The sequence below is a fragment of the Pseudomonas sp. MPB03 genome (genome assembly GCF_046605385.1).
GTDB lineage: Bacteria > Pseudomonadota > Gammaproteobacteria > Pseudomonadales > Pseudomonadaceae > Aquipseudomonas > Aquipseudomonas zanjanensis.
Window position 1 is genome coordinate 229,352 of the sequence record NZ_CP176770.1, and the last position, 22,412, is coordinate 251,763.

General features: G+C 58.8%; 23 protein-coding genes. 9 read left to right on the forward strand and 14 right to left on the reverse strand.

Annotated elements, in window-relative coordinates; genetic code table 11:
- Positions 1-30 precede the first annotated feature (30 nt).
- Positions 31-765, reverse strand: coding sequence for a response regulator transcription factor (locus tag ACLH0I_RS00920; protein ID WP_186706455.1), 735 nt, complete (start codon positions 763-765; stop codon positions 31-33).
- A 218-nt stretch (positions 766-983) separates the two neighbouring features.
- On the opposite strand from ACLH0I_RS00920, the gene ACLH0I_RS00925 reads away from it, so the two are divergent.
- Positions 984-2,501 carry a sensor histidine kinase gene (locus tag ACLH0I_RS00925; protein ID WP_186706454.1) on the forward strand — a complete coding sequence of 506 codons (1,518 nt, stop codon included), beginning with the start codon at positions 984-986 and terminating at the stop codon, positions 2,499-2,501.
- Between the two features lie 201 nt (positions 2,502-2,702).
- Here ACLH0I_RS00925 and ACLH0I_RS00930 read toward each other — a convergent pair whose 3' ends face one another.
- The 4 genes from ACLH0I_RS00930 to glyQ form a co-directional block, all read right to left on the reverse strand.
- Complete coding sequence (locus ACLH0I_RS00930) at positions 2,703-3,482, reverse strand: lysophospholipid acyltransferase family protein (RefSeq protein WP_250961599.1); 780 nt, start codon at positions 3,480-3,482, stop codon at positions 2,703-2,705.
- An 80-nt stretch (positions 3,483-3,562) separates the two neighbouring features.
- Positions 3,563-4,096: a D-glycero-beta-D-manno-heptose 1,7-bisphosphate 7-phosphatase gene (gene gmhB, locus ACLH0I_RS00935; protein ID WP_411386045.1), complete on the reverse strand. Its 534-nt coding sequence runs from the start codon at positions 4,094-4,096 to the stop codon at positions 3,563-3,565.
- Positions 4,097-4,099: 3 nt separating this feature from the next.
- On the reverse strand, positions 4,100-6,154 hold the full coding sequence (gene glyS, locus ACLH0I_RS00940) for a glycine--tRNA ligase subunit beta (RefSeq protein WP_411386046.1): 2,055 nt from the start codon (positions 6,152-6,154) through the stop codon (positions 4,100-4,102).
- Positions 6,151-7,104 (reverse strand): glycine--tRNA ligase subunit alpha, encoded by a 954-nt coding sequence (glyQ, locus tag ACLH0I_RS00945; protein ID WP_003177094.1) that lies wholly within the window; start codon positions 7,102-7,104, stop codon positions 6,151-6,153. The genes glyS and glyQ overlap by 4 nt, the downstream gene beginning before the upstream one ends.
- Positions 7,105-7,185: 81 nt before the next feature.
- On the opposite strand from glyQ, the gene ACLH0I_RS00950 reads away from it, so the two are divergent.
- From ACLH0I_RS00950 to ACLH0I_RS00970, 5 genes are all read left to right on the forward strand, one after another.
- Positions 7,186-7,743 carry a DNA-3-methyladenine glycosylase I gene (locus ACLH0I_RS00950; protein WP_250961595.1) on the forward strand — a complete coding sequence of 186 codons (558 nt, stop codon included), beginning with the start codon at positions 7,186-7,188 and terminating at the stop codon, positions 7,741-7,743.
- A 43-nt stretch (positions 7,744-7,786) separates the two neighbouring features.
- Positions 7,787-8,674, forward strand: a complete 888-nt coding sequence (locus tag ACLH0I_RS00955) for a lysophospholipid acyltransferase (protein WP_411386047.1) — start codon at positions 7,787-7,789, stop codon at positions 8,672-8,674.
- A 387-nt stretch (positions 8,675-9,061) separates the two neighbouring features.
- Entirely contained in the window at positions 9,062-9,787 is a 726-nt protein-coding gene (locus ACLH0I_RS00960; protein WP_411386048.1) for a hypothetical protein, read from the forward strand.
- Positions 9,788-9,917: 130 nt separating this feature from the next.
- Complete coding sequence (locus tag ACLH0I_RS00965; RefSeq protein WP_411386049.1) at positions 9,918-10,271, forward strand: VOC family protein; 354 nt, start codon at positions 9,918-9,920, stop codon at positions 10,269-10,271.
- A gap of 506 nt (positions 10,272-10,777) precedes the next feature.
- Positions 10,778-11,137, forward strand: a complete 360-nt coding sequence (locus ACLH0I_RS00970; protein WP_411387571.1) for a DUF6124 family protein — start codon at positions 10,778-10,780, stop codon at positions 11,135-11,137.
- Positions 11,138-11,297: 160 nt separating this feature from the next.
- Here ACLH0I_RS00970 and ACLH0I_RS00975 read toward each other — a convergent pair whose 3' ends face one another.
- Both ACLH0I_RS00975 and ACLH0I_RS00980 read right to left on the reverse strand, forming a co-directional pair.
- Positions 11,298-11,768 carry a hypothetical protein gene (locus ACLH0I_RS00975; protein ID WP_411386050.1) on the reverse strand — a complete coding sequence of 157 codons (471 nt, stop codon included), beginning with the start codon at positions 11,766-11,768 and terminating at the stop codon, positions 11,298-11,300.
- On the reverse strand, positions 11,765-11,893 hold the full coding sequence (locus tag ACLH0I_RS00980) for a lipoprotein (RefSeq protein ID WP_411386051.1): 129 nt from the start codon (positions 11,891-11,893) through the stop codon (positions 11,765-11,767). The genes ACLH0I_RS00975 and ACLH0I_RS00980 overlap by 4 nt, the downstream gene beginning before the upstream one ends.
- A gap of 544 nt (positions 11,894-12,437) precedes the next feature.
- Here ACLH0I_RS00980 and ACLH0I_RS00985 point away from each other — a divergent pair.
- On the forward strand, positions 12,438-13,226 hold the full coding sequence (locus ACLH0I_RS00985; protein ID WP_411386052.1) for an SDR family NAD(P)-dependent oxidoreductase: 789 nt from the start codon (positions 12,438-12,440) through the stop codon (positions 13,224-13,226).
- 114 nt (positions 13,227-13,340) lie between these two features.
- Here ACLH0I_RS00985 and ACLH0I_RS00990 read toward each other — a convergent pair whose 3' ends face one another.
- The 4 genes from ACLH0I_RS00990 to ACLH0I_RS01005 all read right to left on the reverse strand — a co-directional run bounded on the left by ACLH0I_RS00990 (position 13,341) and on the right by ACLH0I_RS01005 (position 16,296).
- Positions 13,341-13,670: a hypothetical protein gene (locus tag ACLH0I_RS00990; protein WP_250961590.1), complete on the reverse strand. Its 330-nt coding sequence runs from the start codon at positions 13,668-13,670 to the stop codon at positions 13,341-13,343.
- Between the two features lie 33 nt (positions 13,671-13,703).
- Positions 13,704-14,123 (reverse strand): organic hydroperoxide resistance protein, encoded by a 420-nt coding sequence (locus ACLH0I_RS00995; protein ID WP_411386053.1) that lies wholly within the window; start codon positions 14,121-14,123, stop codon positions 13,704-13,706.
- 371 nt (positions 14,124-14,494) lie between these two features.
- Positions 14,495-15,619 (reverse strand): diguanylate cyclase, encoded by a 1,125-nt coding sequence (locus tag ACLH0I_RS01000; protein WP_411386054.1) that lies wholly within the window; start codon positions 15,617-15,619, stop codon positions 14,495-14,497.
- A gap of 302 nt (positions 15,620-15,921) precedes the next feature.
- Positions 15,922-16,296, reverse strand: coding sequence for a lysozyme inhibitor LprI family protein (locus tag ACLH0I_RS01005; protein WP_033062452.1), 375 nt, complete (start codon positions 16,294-16,296; stop codon positions 15,922-15,924).
- 644 nt (positions 16,297-16,940) lie between these two features.
- Between ACLH0I_RS01005 and ACLH0I_RS01010 the strand changes: the two genes are divergently transcribed.
- Entirely contained in the window at positions 16,941-17,288 is a 348-nt protein-coding gene (locus tag ACLH0I_RS01010; RefSeq protein ID WP_411386055.1) for a DUF6124 family protein, read from the forward strand.
- A 101-nt stretch (positions 17,289-17,389) separates the two neighbouring features.
- Here ACLH0I_RS01010 and ACLH0I_RS01015 read toward each other — a convergent pair whose 3' ends face one another.
- From ACLH0I_RS01015 to ACLH0I_RS01025, 3 genes are all read right to left on the reverse strand, one after another.
- Positions 17,390-18,163 (reverse strand): MetQ/NlpA family ABC transporter substrate-binding protein, encoded by a 774-nt coding sequence (locus ACLH0I_RS01015; protein WP_411386056.1) that lies wholly within the window; start codon positions 18,161-18,163, stop codon positions 17,390-17,392.
- 77 nt (positions 18,164-18,240) lie between these two features.
- Positions 18,241-18,903 (reverse strand): methionine ABC transporter permease, encoded by a 663-nt coding sequence (locus tag ACLH0I_RS01020; RefSeq protein ID WP_030139002.1) that lies wholly within the window; start codon positions 18,901-18,903, stop codon positions 18,241-18,243.
- Entirely contained in the window at positions 18,903-19,910 is a 1,008-nt protein-coding gene (locus tag ACLH0I_RS01025; protein WP_186706437.1) for an ATP-binding cassette domain-containing protein, read from the reverse strand. The genes ACLH0I_RS01020 and ACLH0I_RS01025 overlap by 1 nt, the downstream gene beginning before the upstream one ends.
- A gap of 186 nt (positions 19,911-20,096) precedes the next feature.
- Here ACLH0I_RS01025 and katE point away from each other — a divergent pair, with 186 nt between their 5' ends.
- Positions 20,097-22,313 carry a catalase HPII gene (gene katE / locus ACLH0I_RS01030; RefSeq protein ID WP_411386057.1) on the forward strand — a complete coding sequence of 739 codons (2,217 nt, stop codon included), beginning with the start codon at positions 20,097-20,099 and terminating at the stop codon, positions 22,311-22,313.
- Positions 22,314-22,412 lie beyond the last annotated feature (99 nt).

Below are 22,412 nucleotides of genomic sequence, written 5' to 3' on the forward strand. Positions count from 1 at the left end.
CTCGCCACAGAGGTATCCAACTGACCTTTTTTAACTTGCGACAGACGCCTCACTCCCCGCTGCCACACTCTCCAACCGATACCCATACCCATAAATCGTCAGCAACTGCCAACCCCGATCCGCCGTCAGCCCGAGCTTGTTGCGCAGACGGTAGATGTGGGTGTCGAGCGGGCGGGACGAGGTCATTTCCTCATGGGTCCAGAAGCGTTCGTAGAAGTATTCCCGGGACAGCGGCCGGCCCAGGTTGGCGAACAGGCACCGGGCCAGGCGGTATTCCCGTTCGGTCAGGCTGATGGGAATGCCGGCGCGGGTGATGGTCAGTTCGGCGTCGTCGAATGCCAGGTCATTGAACACCAGCACGTCGCTGGCGGGCGCGCGTTGCAGGTTATGACGGCGCAGCACAGCGGTGACCCGGGCCTTGAGCTCGTTGGGCCTGAAGGGTTTGCTCACGTAGTCGTCGGCACCGGCGTTGAGGGCCTGGACGATGTCGTGTTCGCCGTCGCGGCTGGTCAGCATGATGGCGGCCGGTGGCGAATCCATGTGTTCGCGGGTCCAGCGCAGTAGCGAGAGCCCGCTGAGGTCGGGCAGTTGCCAGTCGAGGATCAACAAGTCGAAGGTTTCCCGGCGCAATTGCCGCAACAGGTCTTCGCCTCGCTCAAAGCTGTGCAGCGTCCAGGCTGGCTCGTTCCTGCCGGGGATTTGTTGCAAGGTCTGCTCTACCCGGCGCAACTCGGCCGGTTCATCGTCCAGTATGGCGACACGCATGGAATGCGATTCCTTGATCTCGAAAATAACGGACATCTTCAGGTGGGAATGAAAGGCCGCCAGGGGCTGATCCATTGACCTGTCGCTGGCTGCGACAATACCGGCTCGCCGCCCGCAGGGAAAGGCAGCAGCGCGCCACCCATCGAGTTCGTTATAGTCGTGGGCTTGATACAGACCTGTGAAGAGATCCCCAGTTCTTGAGTTCGGCCAGGAGGCCTATGAGTAACCAGCGTCGCCGTGAGAGTCGTGAGCCCACCCAGGTCCAGCGGTTGTTCCGCCAGTTGGTGCGGGAGTGGTTGTGGATAAGTCTGCTGCTGTTGCCGTTGACGGCCTTGCTGTCATTGAGCAGCCAATCAACGGGCGACCATTCAGGTGCTGCGTTGTTGTCGGTATGCCTGGTGGGGGGCGTATTGGGTTTGTTGCTGCTGCGCCCGCGCCTGGCCTTGTGGACAACCGTGGGCGGCATGAGCCTGGCCTTGCTGATCAGCGCCGTACTGGGCGCGCAGGGTTGGTGGTGGTCGCCCATGGCCAGTGTGCTGGGCATCATGTTCGGCTACTTGATTTGGAATTGGCGACGCCTGAGTGTGGTGCTGGCCTATTTCGGCTGGGAGCTGGCGCGTCTGGACGCGGAGCCCAAGGTTTTTCCGGAACGTCGTCGTACTTCATACACCGGCAGCGATCGTTTGCAGGGGCAGATCATGGCCCTGGAACAAGCCATGAGCCGAACCCGCGACACCCGGCGCTTCATCGCCGACGGCCTGGAATACCTGCCCGTGGCGACCATGATCAGCGATCCTCAAGGCAAGTTGCTGCTCGGTAATCGCAAGGCCCGTGAGCTGTTCGGCCATGGCCTGGCGGGCGGGGATGTGCTCGAGCATCTCGCGCAATTGGGTTATCCCGGGTTGGAGCATGGGGCGCATCACCGGTTATCCACACTGCCCTTGGTGGAGTTTCGCGATATTCGCGAGCGCAGCTTGCGCCTGGAACGGGCGGCACTGTTCCCGGTTGATGGCGATGCGCCGATTGGCTGGTTGCTGAGCCTCACGGATCTGAGCGCCGAACGTGAGGCGGAAGAACAGCGTAGCGTCATGCTGCGTTTCCTCTCCCATGATTTGCGCGCGCCTCACTCGGCAATCCTTGCGCTGCTCGATGTGCAGCGGCACCAGGCGGGCGGCGATCATCCGTTGTTCGACCAGATCGAGCGCCAGGTACGTCGCGCGCTGGACCTGACCGAGGGCTTCGTGCAATTGGCCAAGGCGGAATCCGAGGCGTATCAGTTCCAGCCCACGCTGTTCGCGATGCTGGTGCTGGATGTGCTCGACCAAGCGCTACCCATCGCCCAGGCAAAGCGCATCCAGTTGGTTCATGAACTGGAAGATGAAGAGGCGATGGTGAGGGCGGATCAATCGTTGCTGACCCGTGCGCTGTTCAATCTGCTGGAAAATGCCATCAAATACAGCCCGCCCGACGCCTGCATTTCCCTGCAGGTGCATTGTGCGTCGGGCTGGTTGATCTGCAATGTCGCCGACCAGGGCAAAGGCATCAGCGCCGAAGAACTGCCGGACCTGTTCAGCCAGTACCGACGATTTTCGTCGGCCCAAGGGGTGGATGGCATTGGCCTGGGATTATCGATGGTCAAGGCGGTGGTGGACCATCACGAGGGGAAAATCGAGTGCCACAGCGTAGTGGGCAAGGGGACGACGTTCAGCCTGCGCTTCCCGTTGCTGGAAGATTAAAGATCGCAGCCTTCGGCAACTCCTACGAGGATTGGATAGGTCCTGTAGGAGCTGCCGAAGGCTGCGATCTTTTGAGTGCTATAAAAACTTATGCACCTGAACACGGCTTTTATGTGTTTAGGAAATATGTATTAAAAACAAATACATAGAGCATAAAAACAACGAATTCCGAAAAAACGGTACACAGGTTATCCACAGATCTCAAACAGCGGCTTGTTCCGTGGGGACTTCCGCCACAGGGCCGGGAGGAAGCGAGCCCATGTCCCGTTGTGCCTGTTCATTCCAGGCTTGTACGCGGTCATTGAGCTCGGCGATGGCGCGGGGGCCAGTGCCTTCGGCATACATCGGCGCGCCGATCACCACGGTGATGACGCCCGGCGTCCTGATCCAGCCAGCCTTTGGCCAGAATTTGCCGGCATTGTGTGCAATCGGCAGCACCGGCAGTTCAGCGTTCACCGCCAATGCGGAACCGCTGCGGGAGAACTTTCCAACCGTCCCGTAAGGAACACGGGTGCCCTCGGGGAAGATCAGCACCCAGGTGTTGTCCCTCAGCAGCTCGTCACCCTTCTTCGCCACTTGCTTGAGCGCCAGTTTGGGGTTGTCGCGATCGATGGCAATCGGGCGCAGCATCGCCATGGCCCAGCCGAAGAACGGTACGAACAGCAGTTCACGCTTGAGAACCTGACTCAACGGCTCGAAATAGGCCGAGAGAAAGAACGTCTCCCAGGTGCTCTGATGGTTGGACTGAATTACGCAGGGCCGGTCCGGCACGTTCTCGGCGCCCTTCACTTCATAGCGAATGCCCAGGAACACCTTGCTCAGCCACAGTGCGCAGCGGCACCAGTACACGTTGATGAAACGGTAGCGCGCCCGGAACGGCAAAAAAGGCGCGATAAAAAAACTCAAGGAACACCACAACAAGGAACTGGTGCCCAGCAGCAGGTAAAAGAGGAAGCTTCTGATGGCCTGCAATATCGACATAGCGGCGTTTACCGTTGCGGGCACTGCCCGCCTGTTTAAGCGCTTCCCGAACAGTCCTTGATCAGGATGTCTTGGGAGCTCTAATTGTGGATAAGTTCAGCGGCAATCGCCGCCAGGTCGTCAAAAATCAAGGTGCCCACCGGCAGGGTCTTGCCCAGAGTCTTCTCGCCTTTCCCGGTCTTTACCAAAACTGGCTGACAATCGACGGCCTTGGCCGCCTCCAGGTCACCGAGACTGTCACCGACGAACCACACACCTGCCAAAGCCACATCGTAATGCGCGGCAATGGTTTTCAACATGCCCGGCTTGGGCTTGCGGCAATCGCAGCCGTCGTCCGGCCCGTGCGGGCAATAGACGATCAAGCCGACTTCCCCGCCCTGCTCCGCCACGAGGGCGCGCAAGCGCTCGTGCATGGCATCGAGGACGGCGAGGTCATAGTAACCGCGGGCAATGCCCGACTGGTTGGTGGCCACTGCCACCGTCCAGCCGGCCTTGCTCAACTGCGCGATGGCTTCGATCGAACCGGGCAGCGGCAGCCACTCCTCCACCGATTTGATGTAAGCATCGGAGTCGTGATTGATCACCCCGTCCCGATCGAGAATCAGCAGTTTCAAGCGTTACCCCAGCAGCGAAATATCGGCGACGCCGAGGAACAGCCCACGCAGACGCGCCAGCAGCGCGTAACGGTTGGCCCGTACTTTGGCGTCTTCGGCATTGACCATCACCGCCTCGAAAAACGCATCCACCGGCTCGCGCAGTGCCGCCAGGCGTGCCAGGGTTTCGCTGTACTGACGCGCTGCCGCCATTGGCTGGACCGCCTGGTCCGCCTGCTGGATCGCCGAATACAGGGAGAACTCGTTGGCATTGTCGAAGTACTTGGCTTCGACGGTGGCCGCGATGTTGCCTTCGGCCTTGCCCAGCAGGTTCGACACCCGCTTGTTCACCGCCGCCAACGCTGCCGCTTCCGGCAACTTGCGGAACGCCTGCACCGCTTGTACGCGCTGGTCGAAGTCCAGGGCGGAGCCCGGCTTCAGGGCACGCACCGACAGGTAGGTCGCAACCTCGACGCCTTCATCTTCATAACGCGCACGCAGACGGTCGAAGATGAATTCCAGCACCGCATCGGCCAGGCCGGCGGCCTTGACCTTGCTGCCGAACGCATTGACGGCGAACGCCACGGCGTCGTTCAGGTCCAGGTCCAATTGCTTGTCGATCAGGATCCGCAACACGCCCAGCGCCGCGCGACGCAAGGCATACGGGTCTTTGCTGCCGGTGGGCAACATGCCGATGCCGAAGATGCCCACCAGGGTGTCGAGCTTGTCGGCGATCGCCACGGCCGCACCGGTCAGGGTGGTCGGCAGCTCAGCGCCGGCACCGCGAGGCATGTACTGCTCGTTCAGTGCCAGGGCCACATCTTGCGGCTCGCCATCGTTGAGGGCGTAGTAGTAACCGGCGACGCCTTGCATCTCCGGGAACTCACCGACCATTTCGGTGGACAGGTCGCACTTGGACAGGATGCCGGCACGGGCGGCGCGCTGGGCATCGCCGCCGATGCGTGGGGCGATGAACGCAGCCAGTTTGGACACGCGCTCGGCCTTGTCGTAGACGCTGCCGAGTTTCTCCTGGAACACCACGTTGCGCAGGCGCTCGTTGAAGCTTTCCAGGGGTTGTTTCTTGTCTTGCTTGAAGAAGAACTCGGCATCGGTCAGGCGCGGGCGAACGACTTTTTCGTTACCGGCGATGATCTGCTGCGGGTCCTTGCTTTCGATGTTGGCGACCGTGATGAAGCGCGGCAGCAACTTGCCTTCGGCGTTTAGCAGGCAGAAGTACTTCTGGTTGTCCTGCATGGTGGTGATCAGTGCTTCCTGGGGCACTTCAAGGAAACGCTCCTCGAACGAGCACACCAGCGGCACCGGCCATTCCACCAGCGCGGTCACCTCGTCCAGCAAGTTGGCCGGCACGATGGCGGTGCCTTCCTGCAGGGTGGCCAGCTCTTCGGTGCGCTTGCTGATCAGTTCGCGGCGCTCGTTGGCGTCGGCCAGCACGTAGGCGGCACGCAGGTCGGCCAGGTAGTTGGCCGGCGAGGTGATGCGCACGCTTTGCGGGTGATGGAAGCGGTGACCGCGGGAATCGCGACCGGCCTTCTGGGCCAGGATCGTGCAATCGATGACCTGGTCACCGAGCAGCATGACCAGCCATTGAGTTGGACGTACGAACTCTTCCTTGCGCGCAGCCCAGCGCATGCGCTTGGGGATCGGCAAGTCATTGAGCGAGTCTTCGACGATGGTCGGCAACAGGCTGGCGGTCGGCTTGCCCTTGATGCTCTGGCTGTAGCGCAGCTTCGGACCGCTCTGGTCGATTTCGCTCAGGTCCACGCCGCACTTCTTAGCGAAGCCCAGGGCGGCCTGGGTCGGGTTGCCGTCGGCATCGAACGCGGCCTGGCGTGGCGGGCCATCGAGGTTGATGCTGCGGTCCGGTTGTTGGGTCGCCAGGGCGGTGATCAGCACGGCCAGGCGGCGCGGCGCGGCGTACACCTGTTTGGCTTCGTAGCTCAGGCCGGCGGCTTGCAGGCCCTTGTCGATACCGGCCAGGAACGCATCGGCCAGGGTGTTCAGGGCTTTGGGTGGCAGTTCTTCGGTGCCCAGTTCAACCAGAAAATCTTGAGCACTCATTGTGCAGCCTCCAGCTTAGCCAACACTTCATCACGCAGGTCCGGGGTCGCCATCGGGAAGCCCAGCTTGGCACGGGCCAGCAGGTAGGCTTGCGCAACGGAACGTGCCAGGGTGCGTACACGCAGGATGTATTGCTGGCGCGCGGTCACGGAAATCGCCCGGCGTGCGTCCAGCAGGTTGAAGGTATGGGACGCCTTCAACACCATTTCATAGCTCGGCAACGGCAGCGGCTGGTCCAGCTCGATCAGGCGCTTGGCTTCGCTCTCATAGAAATCGAACAGCTCGAACAGCTTCTCGACGTTGGCGTGTTCGAAGTTGTAGGTGGATTGCTCCACTTCGTTCTGGTGGAACACGTCGCCGTAGGTCACTTTGCCGAACGGGCCGTCGGCCCAGACCAGGTCGTAGACCGAATCCACGCCCTGCAGGTACATGGCCAGGCGTTCCAGGCCATAGGTGATCTCGCCGGTGACCGGGTAGCACTCGATGCCGCCCGCTTGCTGGAAGTAAGTGAACTGAGTCACTTCCATGCCGTTGAGCCAGACTTCCCAGCCCAGGCCCCAGGCGCCCAGGGTTGGCGATTCCCAGTTGTCTTCGACGAAACGAATGTCGTGCACCAGCGGGTCGAGGCCGACGTGCTTGAGGGAGCCCAGGTACAGTTCCTGGAAGTTTTCCGGGTTCGGCTTCAGCACGACCTGGAACTGGTAGTAGTGCTGCAGGCGGTTCGGGTTTTCGCCGTAGCGGCCGTCAGTCGGGCGGCGGCTGGGCTGCACATAAGCGGCGTTCCAGGTTTCCGGGCCGATGGCACGCAGAAACGTGGCAGTGTGGAAAGTGCCGGCGCCTACTTCCATATCGTAGGGCTGAAGTACCACGCAACCTTGCTCGGCCCAGTATTGCTGGAGGGCGAGGATCAAGTCTTGGAAGGTACGCACGGCTGGCGTAGGCTGGCTCACGAAATTCACCTGTTTCTTGGGCTGCGATTTAAAGAGCGGGAGTATACCCGATTCGTTCGTGCGCACGCCCCCTGGAGCCTTATGCCACGCTGCTTTTGGTGTTCTGACGATCCGTTGTACATGGCTTATCACGATCAGGAGTGGGGCACGCCGCTGCGCGATGCGCAGGGTTTGTTCGAGTTGCTTTTGCTCGAAGGGTTCCAGGCCGGGTTGTCCTGGATCACCGTTTTGCGCAAACGCGAGCGCTACCGGGAAGTGTTGTACGGCTTCGATGTGCAGCGGGTGGCGCAGATGAGCGATGCGGAAATCGATGAACTGATGCTCGACCCCGGCATCATCCGCAACCGTCTCAAGCTCAAGGCCGCCCGCCGCAATGCGCAGGCCTGGCTGGCCCTGGAAGACCCGGTGGCGTTCCTTTGGTCGTACGTAGGCGGCACACCCATCATCAATCATTTCAAGGACCGCACCGAAGTGCCGGCCATCACGCCCGAGGCAGTGGCGATGAGCAAAGGCCTGAAGAAAGCCGGATTCACTTTTGTCGGCCCGACCATTTGTTATGCGTTGATGCAGGCCTCGGGCATGGTCATGGACCACACCCAGGACTGCGACCGCTACGCCGAGTTGGTAAACGGCGGTTAGAATAGCCGGCTCGCAACACGGCCCATACATTCAGGAGTGACCTGTGGATAAGTTGAAAGGCGCCTTGCTGGTCGGCGCTCTGCGGTTGTTTGCGCTGCTGCCCTGGAGGGCAGTGCAGGCAGTGGGCTCGGCGATTGGCTGGCTCATGTGGAAATTTCCCAACCGTTCCCGCGACGTGGTGCGGATCAACCTCGCCAAGTGCTTTCCCGAGATGGACCCGGCCGAGCGCGAACGCCTGGTGGGCCAGAGCCTCAAGGACATCGGCAAATCCCTGACCGAAAGCGCCTGCGCCTGGATCTGGCCGGCCCAGCGCTCCATCGAACTGGTGCGCGAAGTCGAAGGCCTGGACGTGCTGAAAGAAGCCCTGGCCTCCGGCAAAGGCGTGGTTGGCATCACCAGCCACCTGGGCAATTGGGAAGTGCTCAACCACTTCTATTGCAGCCAGTGCAAACCGATCATTTTCTACCGTCCGCCCAAGCTCAAGGCGGTGGATGAACTGCTGCAAAAACAACGCGTACAGTTGGGCAACAAAGTCGCGGCGTCGACCAAGGAAGGCATCCTCAGCGTCATCAAGGAAGTGCGCAAAGGCGGCCAGGTGGGCATTCCCGCCGACCCGGAACCGTCCGAGTCCGCCGGTATCTTCGTGCCCTTCTTCGCCACCCAGGCCCTGACCAGCAAGTTCGTACCGAACATGCTTGCCGGCGGCAAAGCAGTCGGCGTGTTCCTTCATGCCCTGCGCCTGCCGGACGGCTCGGGCTACAAAGTCATCCTCGAAGCCGCCCCGGACGCGATGTACAGCACCGACACCGAAACCTCGTGCGCAGCCATGAGCCAAGTGGTGGAGCGCTATGTACGGGCCTACCCAAGCCAGTACATGTGGAGCATGAAACGCTTCAAGAAACGCCCACCGGGCGAGGCGCGGTGGTACTGAGGGCCTGTTGCTTCATATGAGCGAGGCTGCTTGGGATTTGTGGTGGATGCAGAAACTGTGAACACCCAAGCCCCCGGTGGGAGCCGAGCTTGCTCGCGATAGCGGTGGGTCTGCTTGCGTCGATGTTGAATGTGCCGCCGCCATCGCGAGCAAGCTCAGCTCCCACAGTTTTTCCAGGTAGCTCACAGACATCGCATCCATCCCCAACCCCTGTGGGAGCGAGCCTGCTCGCGATAGCGCTCCTGACAGCCACCGCTTAACCAACTGGCCCCACCCTCCTGTGGCGAGGGAGCTTGCTCCCGCTGGGCTGCGCAGCAGCCCTTGCTCCTAAAGCTCGGTCCCCCGCTGTCGATAACCCGATGTATCCGCCAATCATGGACCGATGAAATGGAATTCTCTGTTAGCTCTGCCGCTATCGCTCCCGCCAACACCAACCTCACCCGCTCCGACCAGAAGCTGGTAACCCATCCGCCAGCAGACGCCGTAAAGCAGTTGGCAAACGCCGGCCCTGCGGCGATCTACCACCCCAGCGACGACGCCCAGGTCATGGTGGAATCGCTAGTGGTCATCGAAACCTGGATCGGTCGCTCCCAATCGCCAGACTTCCCTCGATTCGCCGCACTTGCCGAGAGCGCGAAAAACACCCTGAAGACTTCTTTCGAGACCTTCCAGTCAACGCTGTCGGCAACCCATCCGGACCTGGCCGGCAAGAAATACGGCTTCACCGTCGAGGCCGATGGCCGACTCAAGGTGCTCAACACGGCCGGCCAACTCAGCAGCGCAGACACCCAGCGGCTGACCGATTTGCTCAATGAATCCAGCGACCTGAAAGCCTCAGCCGTTGCGTTCCGCGACGCCTCTATCGACATGGTCGACGCCGACTCGCCCTGGTCCGGCAGCTACCTGGGCCTGTACAACCTGACCAAGGAAAACTTCGCCGGCACCATCGACTTGGCGCCGATGCTCAAAAGCAGAAGCTCTATGTCTCCCCAGGAGTTTTCGGACGGGTTGTTTTTCAACCAATTGGCCTACAAAGGCGAACGGGCGACGCGAGAGACGGAAGCCGCGATGCTTGCACGGCGTGCTGCGCAGCGATTCAGCGCGCAGGCCTGAAAGGTTGGGGCTACCGAATCTTGCCCAACCCCTGTGGGAGCGAGCTTGCTCGCGAAGAGGCCGGCACATTTACATGAATGTCGGCTGATGCCCTAAGCTTGCTTGTCCCCCACTCGCCAAGGAAGCATCAATGGGCATTCGCGGAAAAGACCGTCAGATCGATAACATCGAGTTCAATGTCAACGACATCGCCCGAAGCAAAGCCTTCTATGGCGGTGTGTTTGGCTGGAATTTCGTCGACTACGGCCCGACCTACACCGAATTCAGCGACGGTCGCCTGACCGGTGGCTTCACGACCGGCGAACCGGTGCGCCCGGGCGGCCCGTTGATCATCTTGTACGCCGATGACCTCGAAGCGACCCAACTCAGGCTCAAGAACGCAGGCGCTACCATCAGCCGTGACGTATTTGCCTTTCCAGGCGGTCAACGTTTCCACTTCATCGACCCGGACGGCTACGAGCTGGCGGTGTGGTCGGCTGCCTGATCACCCTCGATCAAAGCCCCTCGCCACTTCAGCCCATCTGACCTGAGGTGCCCCAAATGGGCCCAAAGCTCACCATTGTGGCGAGGGGATTTATCCCCGCTGGGCTGCGCAGCAGTCCCCACCCAGCCCGCCCATTACTACAGACAATCCCTACACATCGTCTGTTGTTTATCCCTATGCCCAAATCCCTCCACCCACCCACACATCCTTGCGCCTTTACCTACAACTACGCCAGAACCCGCCCGCTTGTGCGCCTTGCCCCGGGTTCTATTGTCTTCCTGCCACTGCCCATCAGCGGTCGGGTTTAGTAGCCCGTGGTTTTCCCGCAAGATGCATGAGTTCTCCACTCAGGCAGGTATCCCAATTCCTGTCCTTTGATGGTGGCTGTGCGCAGGGCGCTTCGGCGCGCCGCAATGCTGGAATCTCCGGTCTACTAACCTGCGTACAGCCGCCACCCCTTCTTTTAGTAGGGAAGAGGTTGCGGCCTAACTGAAGGATTTCAGCTTATATTCAAACCAACGCCCAATCCGCCCAAGGCGGACCAAGCCTCCTCGCAAGCCAAATCCAATACCAGGAAACTCGACGAAACCGCCGAGCGCGTCCTGGATCACTACCTGTCGCCAAAACCGGCACAGCCCGAAGATGTACCCAAACCCGGCCAGATATTCATCGTCGCCAAAGACGTCGACAACGAATGCCTGCTCGCCAACCTCAGTGAAACCCTGGCTTCGGCCGAGGCGATGATTGCCGATCTGGCGTTTGACCTGAATGGCTCGCGAGGTCATTCCGCGCTGGAGATTCAACAGCTGATTGAGCTGAGTACGATGATGGCGAATCGGGTGTTGGATAATGTCGAAGCTCGATAATAGGTAAACATCCGCCCAATAAAGCAGCCTGACACTTTGCATTTGGTTTGCTTTATTGAACTGTTGTTTCCTCTTAACTGCTGCATACCGAAGTGAGGCTAGGAGGCTGGAGGTAAGAGGTGGTACTAGCCCACTACCAAGAAACGAGCGCTAGGGGAGATCATTTACGTTTGGAAAGAAGCACTCTACGCCCTTCCTGTACCGCAACTCTAATAAGCTCTGCGGAATCCTGGATTCTCGCTGCCTCGCTGTTAGCCTTTAAAAAGCTCACTGCTTGATTGAGCAAGAATTGACCCGCTTCGTTATAAGCCAGTTCTCGAGCATCTATACGGGCCAGCGCTTCATTGCTGATGACCTTCATCTGATCGCTCGCGCACTGTACAGCAGCAGCCTCATACTCCGGAGGATGCTCGGGTGGGATGTGCAGCTTCTCTGCGCACCCCATCATAACCAATGCTGTAGCACCCGCCTGATCTTCTTGAAACCGCTGCATGGAAACACGTCTCGCTTCCGAAGTTGCGGGTGAAGGTTGGGCTTGTGAGAAAGCCGGGTTGGGTTCTTTTTTGTCTGCTGCGCAGCCTCCAAGAAGTCCAACTACGGCCAAAGATCCTGCCAACAGAATATTTTTCATCTGCTGAACTCGGAAAAAACGAATTTTTTCTGGCCAGAGCTGTTGGTGTTTTGAGCTGTTGATTGGCAGCCAGTGAGAAGGTAAGTTAGCAAAAACACAAACAATGTTTTTTTCATATGACGCATCTCTGCCTTTTTCGCCTTAGTTGAAGGCTATTTGTTATGGTTTTTTTAGATGAGTAATCTTTAAATTGATCAGCGGCCCAATTTTGGACGGGATGACTAATTTAACACTGACCAGACTAGCTACGACGCTGTAACTTGCTCGAAAATTATTTTGGTCTGGAGGCTACCATTTTGACATCATAGTTGTCTACAGATAATCTTAAAATGGTTCTAATGGCAAGTTTTTAGGAAATGAATGCTAGGAAAGCCGAAAAAGAACCATTTGTTTCTGTCGTTACTGTGAGCAAGAACAGATTTATTTCCCAGGGGGCTGAATGCTTCTCCCTTTCTCTCTTGCTTTGGCATCTCAGCGTTCAGTAGTCCATTTCAGCAGATCTCAAACCAGCGAAAAGCGCAAATCGCGTCCATGATTAACCTCCGGCGATATGAAGACGTTGGGATGGACGACTATTTGAGATGGTAAAAACTCATCTCATACTGTTCGGAGGTATCCGCACTCACAAATATCGCTCAGCCCTCTGATCCATTACTAAGGAGTCATCCCATGAAAATCGACTTCACCGGCCGTCACGTCCTAATCACTGGCTCCACCAGCGGTATCGGTTTTGCCACAGCCAAAGGCTTCCTCGAATCTGGCGCCCACGTGGTCATCAACGGTCGCAGCGAGAGCAGCGTGGAGGACGCGTTGCAGCGCTTGGGCGCCCTTGCTTCAAATGCCACCGGTTTTGTGGGCGACCTGAGCAATGCGCCTGGCTGCCAGGCACTGATCGCCAAACACCCGAGCTTCGATATCGTCATCAACAACCTGGGCATTTTCAAACAGCAAGACTTCTTCGAAACGCCAGACAGCGAATGGCAGCGCTTCTTCGAAACCAACGTAATGTCCGGCGTGCGAATTTCCAGGGCCTACGCCCAGGGCATGGTCGAGCGCGGTTGGGGGCGGATTGTGTTTGTCTCGTCGGAATCGGGCGTGAACATTCCTGCTGACATGATCCACTACGGCTTCACCAAAACCGCGCAACTGTCCATCGCTCGCGGCCTGGCCAAGCGCCTTGCCGGCACGGGTGTGACGGTGAACTCGGTGTTGCCAGGGCCGACCCTTTCCGAAGGCGTTGCCCAGATGCTCCAGGCAGACGTCGAGCGCAGCGGGGAAAGCCTGGAAAAGGTCGCGGCAGATTTCGTCAACGAGCACCGCAGCACCTCGATCATCCAGCGCGCGGCGCGTGTCGAGGAAGTCGCCAACATGATCATCTACGCCAGTTCGGAACAGGCTTCGGCCACCACCGGAGCGGCGTTGCGCGTCGATGGCGGTGTGGTGGATAGCATCGTTTAGGACTTATGACACGTTGAAAAAAAACGCCGCTTCGTCGTGAGAGATAAGCGGCGCTTTTGTTTTGGAAGCAACATGGGTGGGTTCGACCGGCTTTCGGAGTGATGAAGGGATCGTTCAGCTCACTCTGTTTTCCATCAGACGATCCGAGCCGCCTTCGGCCACGCGGTTTTGGATCAGTCGATCCGAACCACCCTCGGCGACACGGTTTTGGATCAGGCGATCCGAGCCGCCCTCGGCTACGCGGTTTTGGATCAGTCGATCCGAGCCACCCTCGGCGACGCGGTTTTGGATCAGTCGATCCGAACCGCCTTCAGCGACACGGCTTTCGATCAGGCGATCCGAACCACCCTCAGCGAACGTAGGTTGAACAAAAGTAGTCGCAAACGCGTTGCTGAGCGACAGAGCCAGAAGCGAGCCAACGAGAGTTTTGCCGAGAGTGTTCATGTCCTGATCCTTTTAATTCGTAGATGAAGTGAGTTAGACGGTGACGTGCAAACGGACGTCGACGTTGCCGCGAGTCGCGTTGGAGTACGGGCAAACCTGGTGAGCCGCGTCGACCAGCGCTTGAGCATCGGCTTGATCCAGGCCTGGCAGGCTGATGCGCAGGTCGATGTCCAGGCCGAAACCGCCAGGGATCTGGCCGATGCCGACGTGTGCCGTGATCGAGGCGTCAGCAGGAATGCTGCGTTTGCTCTGGCTGGCGACAAACTTCAATGCGCCGATGAAGCAGGCCGAGTAGCCGGCGGCGAACAACTGCTCAGGGTTGGTCGCTTCACCACCAGCGCCGCCCAGGGCTTTTGGAGTGGCCAGTTTCACGTCGAGAATCTTGTCGCTGGAAACAGCACGGCCATCACGGCCACCGGTGGAGGTTGCGACTGCGGTGTAGAGAACGTTCATGGTGTTTCCTCGCTTGCTGATGGGTTTGATCAATTTAGGTCTGCGCTAAATGTTTGTGCGCTAACCAGTTGAGATAAAGTTAACGGATGAATAATTAGCGCGCAAGATAAATTTTCAAAGATTTGTCGTTTTTGGATTAAACAATTGATCTAAAAGGAAATTTATTTTTTAGGCTCTGCGGTATCGCTAGCCCGCGTGGGCCGCAAGGTAAGCCAAGGAGAAGGAGTTTCCAGGGAAATCAGCAGGGCCAGCGCAGTGGCAGGCCTTCATAGAGAGGAAAATTCATAAAGCAGAATGATGGGTTTTTCGATCGTTCCCACGCAGAGCGTGGGAACGATAAAAATTCAACGGATGATGCAAAGCCAACCCAACTAAGCAACCGCCACTCGATTACGCCCCAACGCCTTCGCTCGATACAGGGCCTTATCCGCATCGTTCATCAAGCTGTGAAGGTCCTTATTACAGGCCCCCGTCGACGCCACGCCAAGGCTGGCGGATATGCCCTGAACAGGCTCGATCATCAAACCCGAAATCGTATCGATGAGCTGTTCTGCAATTTGGGTCGCGACTTCGATGGACGTATCCGGAAGCAGAATGGCGAACTCTTCCCCACCGAGTCGTCCGTGGATATCGGTTGCCCTAAACGATGAACTGATCACCGTCCCCATCTCGCGTAAAACCTGATCCCCCACCTGATGGCCGTAGGTGTCGTTGATGTGCTTGAAGTGATCCATGTCCAACATGACGGCACACAACCCTAACCGGCTGCTCTTACATTCGTCATAAAGCTGCTGGGCATGCTCGAAAAAAGCCCGCCGACTCTTCAGGCCGGTCAGTTCATCGGTTTGTGCGGCACGGGTCGAAATGCTGTTCGCCTGTTCCATTTCACGGGTGAGTCGAAAGGCGATTTCCAGTGCCTGGGACATTTTGTGCGTGGCCCGGGCGGCAAATGCCGCAAACACCAGGATCGAAAGGGCCATGCCAACTTGGATCGGCGACGGTTGAAACAGCAGCCAGGCGGTGCACGGGAACAGCACCACGCCAATGGAAGCCAGCGTCATGTCGCGGTAAGCCGAATAGCAGGACACCGCGCTGACGGACATTCCGACGGTAAAGAGCATGACCAACGCCTGGGACAACAGATCGTCCGCCGGCATGAGCACAAACGCCCCGCCGCCCCAGATGCTGGCAGACAGCACCAGCGTGACCCAGTATCGGCGCTCCCAGCGTTGCGGTGTACGCTCACTTTCGTCGCTGCGGAAATAGGCGACAAACATCGCGATACGCAACAGCGTCGATGCGGTCAGGATGGCAATCCACCAAAGAATGACGCTGTGCTCAAACCGGTCCCAACACAGCCAACTCAGCATGATGGCCGCCAGGTAACTGCCGAAAACCGCAGAAACGGATTGGCGAAACAGTTGCTGCAATAGGTCCGTTCGCACCTGCTCGGCTATGAAAGAAGCCTGGCCGTTCCGAGATCTTGGGCCATCCATTTGATCCACCTGATCGTGACGCAACGAAAACGGCGATTGTGGCACCCTGCCACCAACGCAAACAACTGAATTACACCCAAGGCCCCGATTGAACCGAAACCCCGTGGCGAGGGAGCTTGCTCCCGCTGGGCTGCGCAGCAGCCCCAACCATTCCTACAGACAAACTGCATCATCTTCTTTACGGGAACCAGGCCGGAATCAATCCTGCCTCCCGGTAGCTCAAAAATCAGATCATCGAACCCGCCAAAGAAAAACCCGACGCGTTACGTCGGGTTTTTCAGCGAGGGCAAGTTGTTTACGGGTTACTCGACTTGCGACAGCTTGGCGTCGTCGCAACCGGCAGCACGGCACTCGCGCTCGACAGCCTTGAGTATGACGATACGCGCCTCGGTCTTCTCGTTGGCACAGTCCAGGTAGAGCAGGCCATCGTTGGAACAGGCGCTGTCACGATTTTTGATCCACTGGATTTGAGCGGCTTTCACCTTTTTCTTTTGATCCGGGTTCAGGGCACTCATCGTCTTTTTATATTGATCGTTGATGTCCTGATCCGACTGAACCATTTTCAGCGACGCGCAATAGGTTCTGTCATAGGCGTTTCTAGGGTTATCGCAACTCATCGCAGATGCCGATGCGGATGCCATTGCCAGCAATGCCCCAACCAACAAAGACTTGATCACTGATTTCTCTCCCTGAATGCCCTCTATTGATTAGAGGTCGCGGCGGGAATTTATCATGAGGGTCGTAGAACAATGAAGCGGATCCTAGGGTTCATTCGGCCCGAACACTGGGCAAATGCGGATAGAGGTTCGGGAGCCAGTGATTGCTGAAAAAGCCTGCGTCGTTCCCGCCGCCCTCGCCGAATCCCCAACCGGTCAAACGTGGCAAGGGAGCTTGCTCCCGCTGGGCTGCAAAGCTGCCCTCACCCACCCCGAAAAATACCTACAGACAAACCCGTCTAGCCCAATTTACGGGCCAAAACCAAGCCCTGTTTATTCCGCTGGCGCGATCCTTCCGTCAAGCTACGAATCCTTGCGCCATTGCCTACAACTACGCCAGAATCCGCCCGCTTGTGCGCCTTGACCATGGGTTCTATTGTTTTCCTGCCACTGCCCATCAGTGGTCGGGTTTAGTAGCTCGGTTAGTCATCTACGGTTGCATGAGTGTCATCCAGTCAGGCGTTTGCCTGCACTTGATGGTGGCTGTGCGCGAGGCGCCTTCGGGCGCGCCGGGTTTGGTGACTTTACCGGTCTACTAACTTGCGCACAGCTGCCTCCTTTCGTTTAGTAGCGAGATGGTGGCGGCCCTATATAGGAAAGTCCCAATGTTCAAACCTACTCCGAACCCTCCAGAGACAGGCCACGCCAAATCCAAGGCAAAAAAGCACGACGAAGCCACCAAGCGCGTCTTGGATCACTATCTGCTACCGAAACCGGAAAAATCCGAAGATGCGTCCCAACCGGGCCAACTCTTCACCGTCGCAAAAAACGCCGACAACGAATCCCTCCTCGCCAACCTCAGCGAAACCCTGGCGGCAGCTGATGCGATGGTCAGCAACCTGGCCTTCGACTTGGAAGGCCAGCGGCGCCATATCCTCCTAGGCATTCAGCAGTTGATTGAATTGAGTTCGTTGCTGGCGAATCGGGTGTTGGATAACGTTGATCCGCGATAGCCCGTGATCTTGCGGGTCTTTCCGTGACGCCGCATATTTCCGAGCATAAAAAAACGGGCCTGCATTCCCACGCAGCCCCGTTTTTTCACCACCTAATCAGCTCAAAACGCCGGCAAAACCGCGCCTTTGTACTTCTCAAGAATAAAAGCCTTCACTTCCGGCGTATGCAGCGCCGCCACCAGCTTCTTCATCGCCTCGCTGTCCTTGTCGTCCGGACGGGCCACCAAGATGTTCACATAAGGCGAGTCGTTACCTTCGATCACCAGCGCATCCTTGGAAGGATCAAGCTTGGCCTCCAACGCATAGTTGGTATTGATCAACGCCAAATCCACCTGAGTCAGCACCCGCGGAATAGTCGCCGCTTCCAGCTCACGGAATTTCAGATCCTTTGGATTCTCGGTGATGTCCTTGGTGGTGGACAGGATGTTGCCCGAGTCCTTCAACGTGATCACCCCAGCCTTCGCCAGCAGCAACAGCGCACGGCCGCCGTTGGTGGCGTCGTTTGGGATCACCACGTTGGCGCCGCCTGGCAGTTCGGTCAGTGCCTTGTACTTGCTGGAATACGCGCCCAGTGGCTCCAGGTGCACACCCGCGACGCTCACCAGGTTCGTGCCCTTGGCCTTGTTGAACTCATCCAGGTACGGCTGGTGTTGGAAGAAGTTGGCGTCCAGGCGCTTTTCCGCGACCTGGACGTTCGGCTGGATGTAGTCGGTGAAGACTTTGACCTTGAGGTCCACGCCTTCTTTGGCCAAGGCCGGTTTGACGAATTCGAGGATTTCCGCGTGCGGGACCGGGGTGGCCGCGACGGTCAGGGTGTCGGCGGCGTGGGCGGAAAACGCGGCGGCGGCAGCGAAGGCAACCAGTAGTTTTTTCATTCAGCTAACTCCTTGTGGGGCGCCTGCTCTTGGCGCCTGCCAGCGAATGGCCGGCTCATGTTTATTGGCCCGAGGCCTTATTTTCTAGAGAAATGCACAACCAGTTTGTCGCCCACGGTCTGTAGGACTTGCACCAGCACCAGCAGCAACACCACCGTGACCACCATCACATCGGTCTGGAAACGCTGGTAGCCGAAGCGGATCGCCAGGTCGCCCAGACCACCGGCGCCGACTACACCGGCCATGGCCGTGTACGACACCAGCGTAATCGCTGTCACCGTAATCGCTGCAAAAATGCCCGGACGGGCTTCTGGGAGCAAGGCGTTGACGATGATTTGCCGGGTGGTTGCGCCCATGGCTTGGGTGGCTTCGATGATGCCGCGGTCGACTTCGCGCAGGGCGGTTTCCACCAGGCGGGCGAAGAACGGTGTCGCGCCGACCACCAGCGGTGGAATCGCGCCGGCCACGCCCAGGGAGGTGCCGGTGATCAACACCGTGAACGGAATCATCACGATCAACAGGATGATGAACGGCAGCGAACGCAGGATGTTCACGATCAGCGACAGCAGCGCATAAACGCCGCGGGCTTCGAGCAGCTGGCGCGGGCTGCACAGGAACAACAACACGCCCAGGGGCAGGCCGAGCAGCACGGTGAACAGCAACGAGCCGAACAGCATCAGGAAGGTGTCGCCGGTGGCCAGCCAGATTTCCAGCCAGTCGACGTTTGCAAAAAATTCCATCAGCGCAGCACCTCCATGTGGACATCAGCCGCGGTGAAGCGGGCAAACGCCGCCTCCATGTCACCGCCGGTGATGGCGAGGGTCAGTTGCCCGTAGGGGGTGTCTTTGATGCGGTCGATGCGACCGGCCAGGATGCTGTAGTCCACGCCGGTTTCCCGGGCGACGGTGCCGAGCAATGGCGCGTAGGTCGCGTCGCCCTGGAACGTCAGACGCACGATGCGTCCTGGGACGTGGGCGAAATCGTCGCGCTGTTCGCTTTCGTCGATCTGCTCGTCTTCCTGGACGAAACGCTTGGTGGTCGGGTGCTTCGGATGCAGGAACACCTCGGCCACCGGGCCTTGCTCGACGATCACGCCGGCGTCCATCACGGCCACTTGGTCGCAAACGCGGCGGATCACGTCCATTTCATGGGTGATCAGCACGATGGTCAGTTTCAGCTCGCGGTTGATCTCTGCCAGCAGTTGCAGCACCGAGGCGGTGGTCTGCGGGTCGAGGGCGCTGGTGGCCTCGTCGCACAGCAGGATCTTCGGTTTGGTCGCCAGGGCGCGGGCGATGCCGACGCGCTGCTTCTGGCCGCCGGACAGCTGCGCCGGGTATTTGCGGGCGTGGTCGGACAGCCCTACCCGCGCCAGCAACTCGGCGACGCGGCGGTCGATGTCACTGCGGGACAACTCGCCGGCCAGGGTCAGCGGCAGTGCCACGTTGTCGGCCACGGTCTTGGACGCCAGCAGGTTGAAGTGCTGGAAGATCATCCCGACTTGCTGGCGGAAGCGTCGCAGGCCGCTGGCGTCCAGGGCGGTGACTTCTTCGCCGTCGACAATGATCTTGCCGCCCGTGGAATCTTCCAGGCGATTGATCAGGCGCAGCAGGGTACTTTTTCCTGCACCGGAATGGCCAATCAGGCCGAAGACCTGACCGTTCTCAATCGTCAGACTGGTCGGATGCAGGGCGGGGATATCCCTACCGGCAACCCGGTAGGTTTTATGGACGTTTTGAAACTCGATCACGTAGCGAACCTTGTGGGGCGCGTTTGAAAAGGATCAGCGGTTAGCCGGGCGCGCATTTTAGCCTGTCCGTATAGAGGTTCTTAGCATTTATTTGCGATTGGACCAGTCATTTGGCAATAACGCGATCAAAGGCCATAAAAAAGGAACACAGCCAAACGGCATGGGTCACTCATTAAGCCACTCCAAATGCCCGGGTCCTGCACCTGCGGCATCGAACTCAAGAGTCCTGGCCACAGCGAGGAACGCAAAGAGGAGTCATGCCTGATGAGTATCAACAAGCCCACGGTCGACAAGAGCCAACTGGCCGGGACCGACACCCTGGACCGCGGTAACACTAACGCCAAGCTCGAAAGCCTGGAACAGTTTCGCTCCGACGCCACCGAGCAGGCGCTGCGCACCAACCAGGGCGTGAAGATCGCCGATAACCAGAACACCTTGCGCGCCGGCCCACGCGGGCCCTCGCTGCTGGAAGACTTCATCATGCGTGAAAAAATCACGCACTTTGACCATGAACGGATCCCGGAGCGCATCGTGCACGCCCGCGGCACCGGCGCCCATGGCTACTTCCAGGCCTATGAGTCCCATGCGGCCCTGACCAAGGCTGGTTTCCTACAAGACCCGAGTAAAAAGACGCCAGTGTTCGTGCGCTTTTCCACCGTGCAAGGTCCACGGGGTTCCGGTGACACCGTGCGGGACGTGCGCGGCTTTGCCGTGAAGTTTTTCACCGACGAAGGCAACTTCGACCTGGTGGGCAACAACATGCCGGTGTTTTTCATTCAGGACGCGGTGAAGTTTCCGGACTTTGTCCACGCGGTAAAACCCGAGCCCCATAACGAGATTCCTACAGGTGGCTCGGCCCACGACACGTTCTGGGATTTCGTCTCGCTGGTGCCGGAATCGGCCCACATGGTGATCTGGGCGATGTCTGACCGGGCCATTCCAAAAAGCCTACGCACGATGCAGGGCTTTGGGGTGCACACCTTCCGTATGATCAATGCCGAAGGCCGCAGTAGCTTCGTCAAGTTTCACTGGCGACCCAAGGCCGGGACCTGTTCCCTGGTGTGGGACGAAGCCCAGAAACTCGCGGGCAAGGACACCGACTACCACCGTCGCGACCTGTGGGAATCCATTGAGATGGGCGACTACCCGGAATGGGAGTTCGGCGTGCAGATCGTTGCCGAGGAGGACGAGCACAAATTCGACTTCGACCTGCTCGACCCGACCAAGATCATTCCCGAAGAACTTGTGCCTATCACCCCGTTGGGCAAGATGGTACTGAACCGCAACCCGGATAACTTCTTCGCCGAAGTCGAGCAAATCGCTTTCTGCCCTGGGCACATCGTGCCGGGCATCGACTTTTCCAACGACCCGCTGCTGCAAGGCCGGCTGTTTTCCTACACCGATACGCAGATCAGCCGACTCGGTGGGCCGAATTTTCATGAGCTACCGATCAACCGGGCGATTACGCCGGTGCACAACGGCCAGCGCGATGCCATGCACCGCACCACCATCGACAAGGGGCGGGCGTCCTATGAGCCGAACTCCATCGACGGTGGTTGGCCGAAGGAAACTCCGCCGGGTCCGCAGGACGGTGGCTTCGAAAGTTACCCAGAGCGTATCGATGCCTACAAGATCCGCCAACGCAGCGATTCGTTCTCTGATCATTTCTCCCAGGCGCGGCTGTTCTACAAGAGCATGAGCCCCCACGAAAAAGAGCACATCATCGCCGCCTACAGCTTCGAGTTGGGCAAGGTCGAGCGGGAGTTCATCCGGGCGCGGCAGGTCAATGAGATCCTGGCCAACATCGACTTGGAACTGGCCGGGCGGGTAGCAAAAAACCTCGGCTTGCCGGCACCGACCGCAGGTACTGTCGATGTTCCGACGCCTTCGCTGGAACAATCCCCGGCCTTGAGCCAGGCGAACCTGCTGTCCGGTGACATCAAGACGCGCAAAGTGGCGGTGTTGGTGGCCAACGGTGTCGATGGCGCGATCATCGATAAGCTCAAGCAGGCTCTGGAGGCTGAGGGCGCCCACGCCAAAGTGCTGGGGCCGACTTCGGCGCCGGTTACCACGGCCGATGGGAAAACCCTGGCGGTGGATGCGTCCATGGAAGGCTTGCCGTCGATTGCCTTTGACGCGGTGTTCGTGCCCGGTGGCGCGGAGTCGATCAAGGCCTTGAGTCGCGACGGCGTGGCGTTGCATTACGTGCTGGAGGCCTACAAGCATCTGAAAGCCATCGGGCTTCATGGTGAGGCCCGGCAGTTGTTGGTGGAGTTGAAGCTGGAGGTGGATGCGGGGTTGATCGAAGATGCGGATGCGAGCGGTTTTTCGCGGTTTTTCGCGGCGATTGCTCAGCATCGGGTTTGGGCGCGGGAGCCCAAGGCGAAGGCGGTTCCGGCTTGATGGCTGCCTGAAAGGGATTTGTTGTCCGGTAGGGCGCTATCGCGAGCAAGCTCGCTCCCACAGTGGTTTTGTGTCGATCACAAAATCTCATGTGGGAGC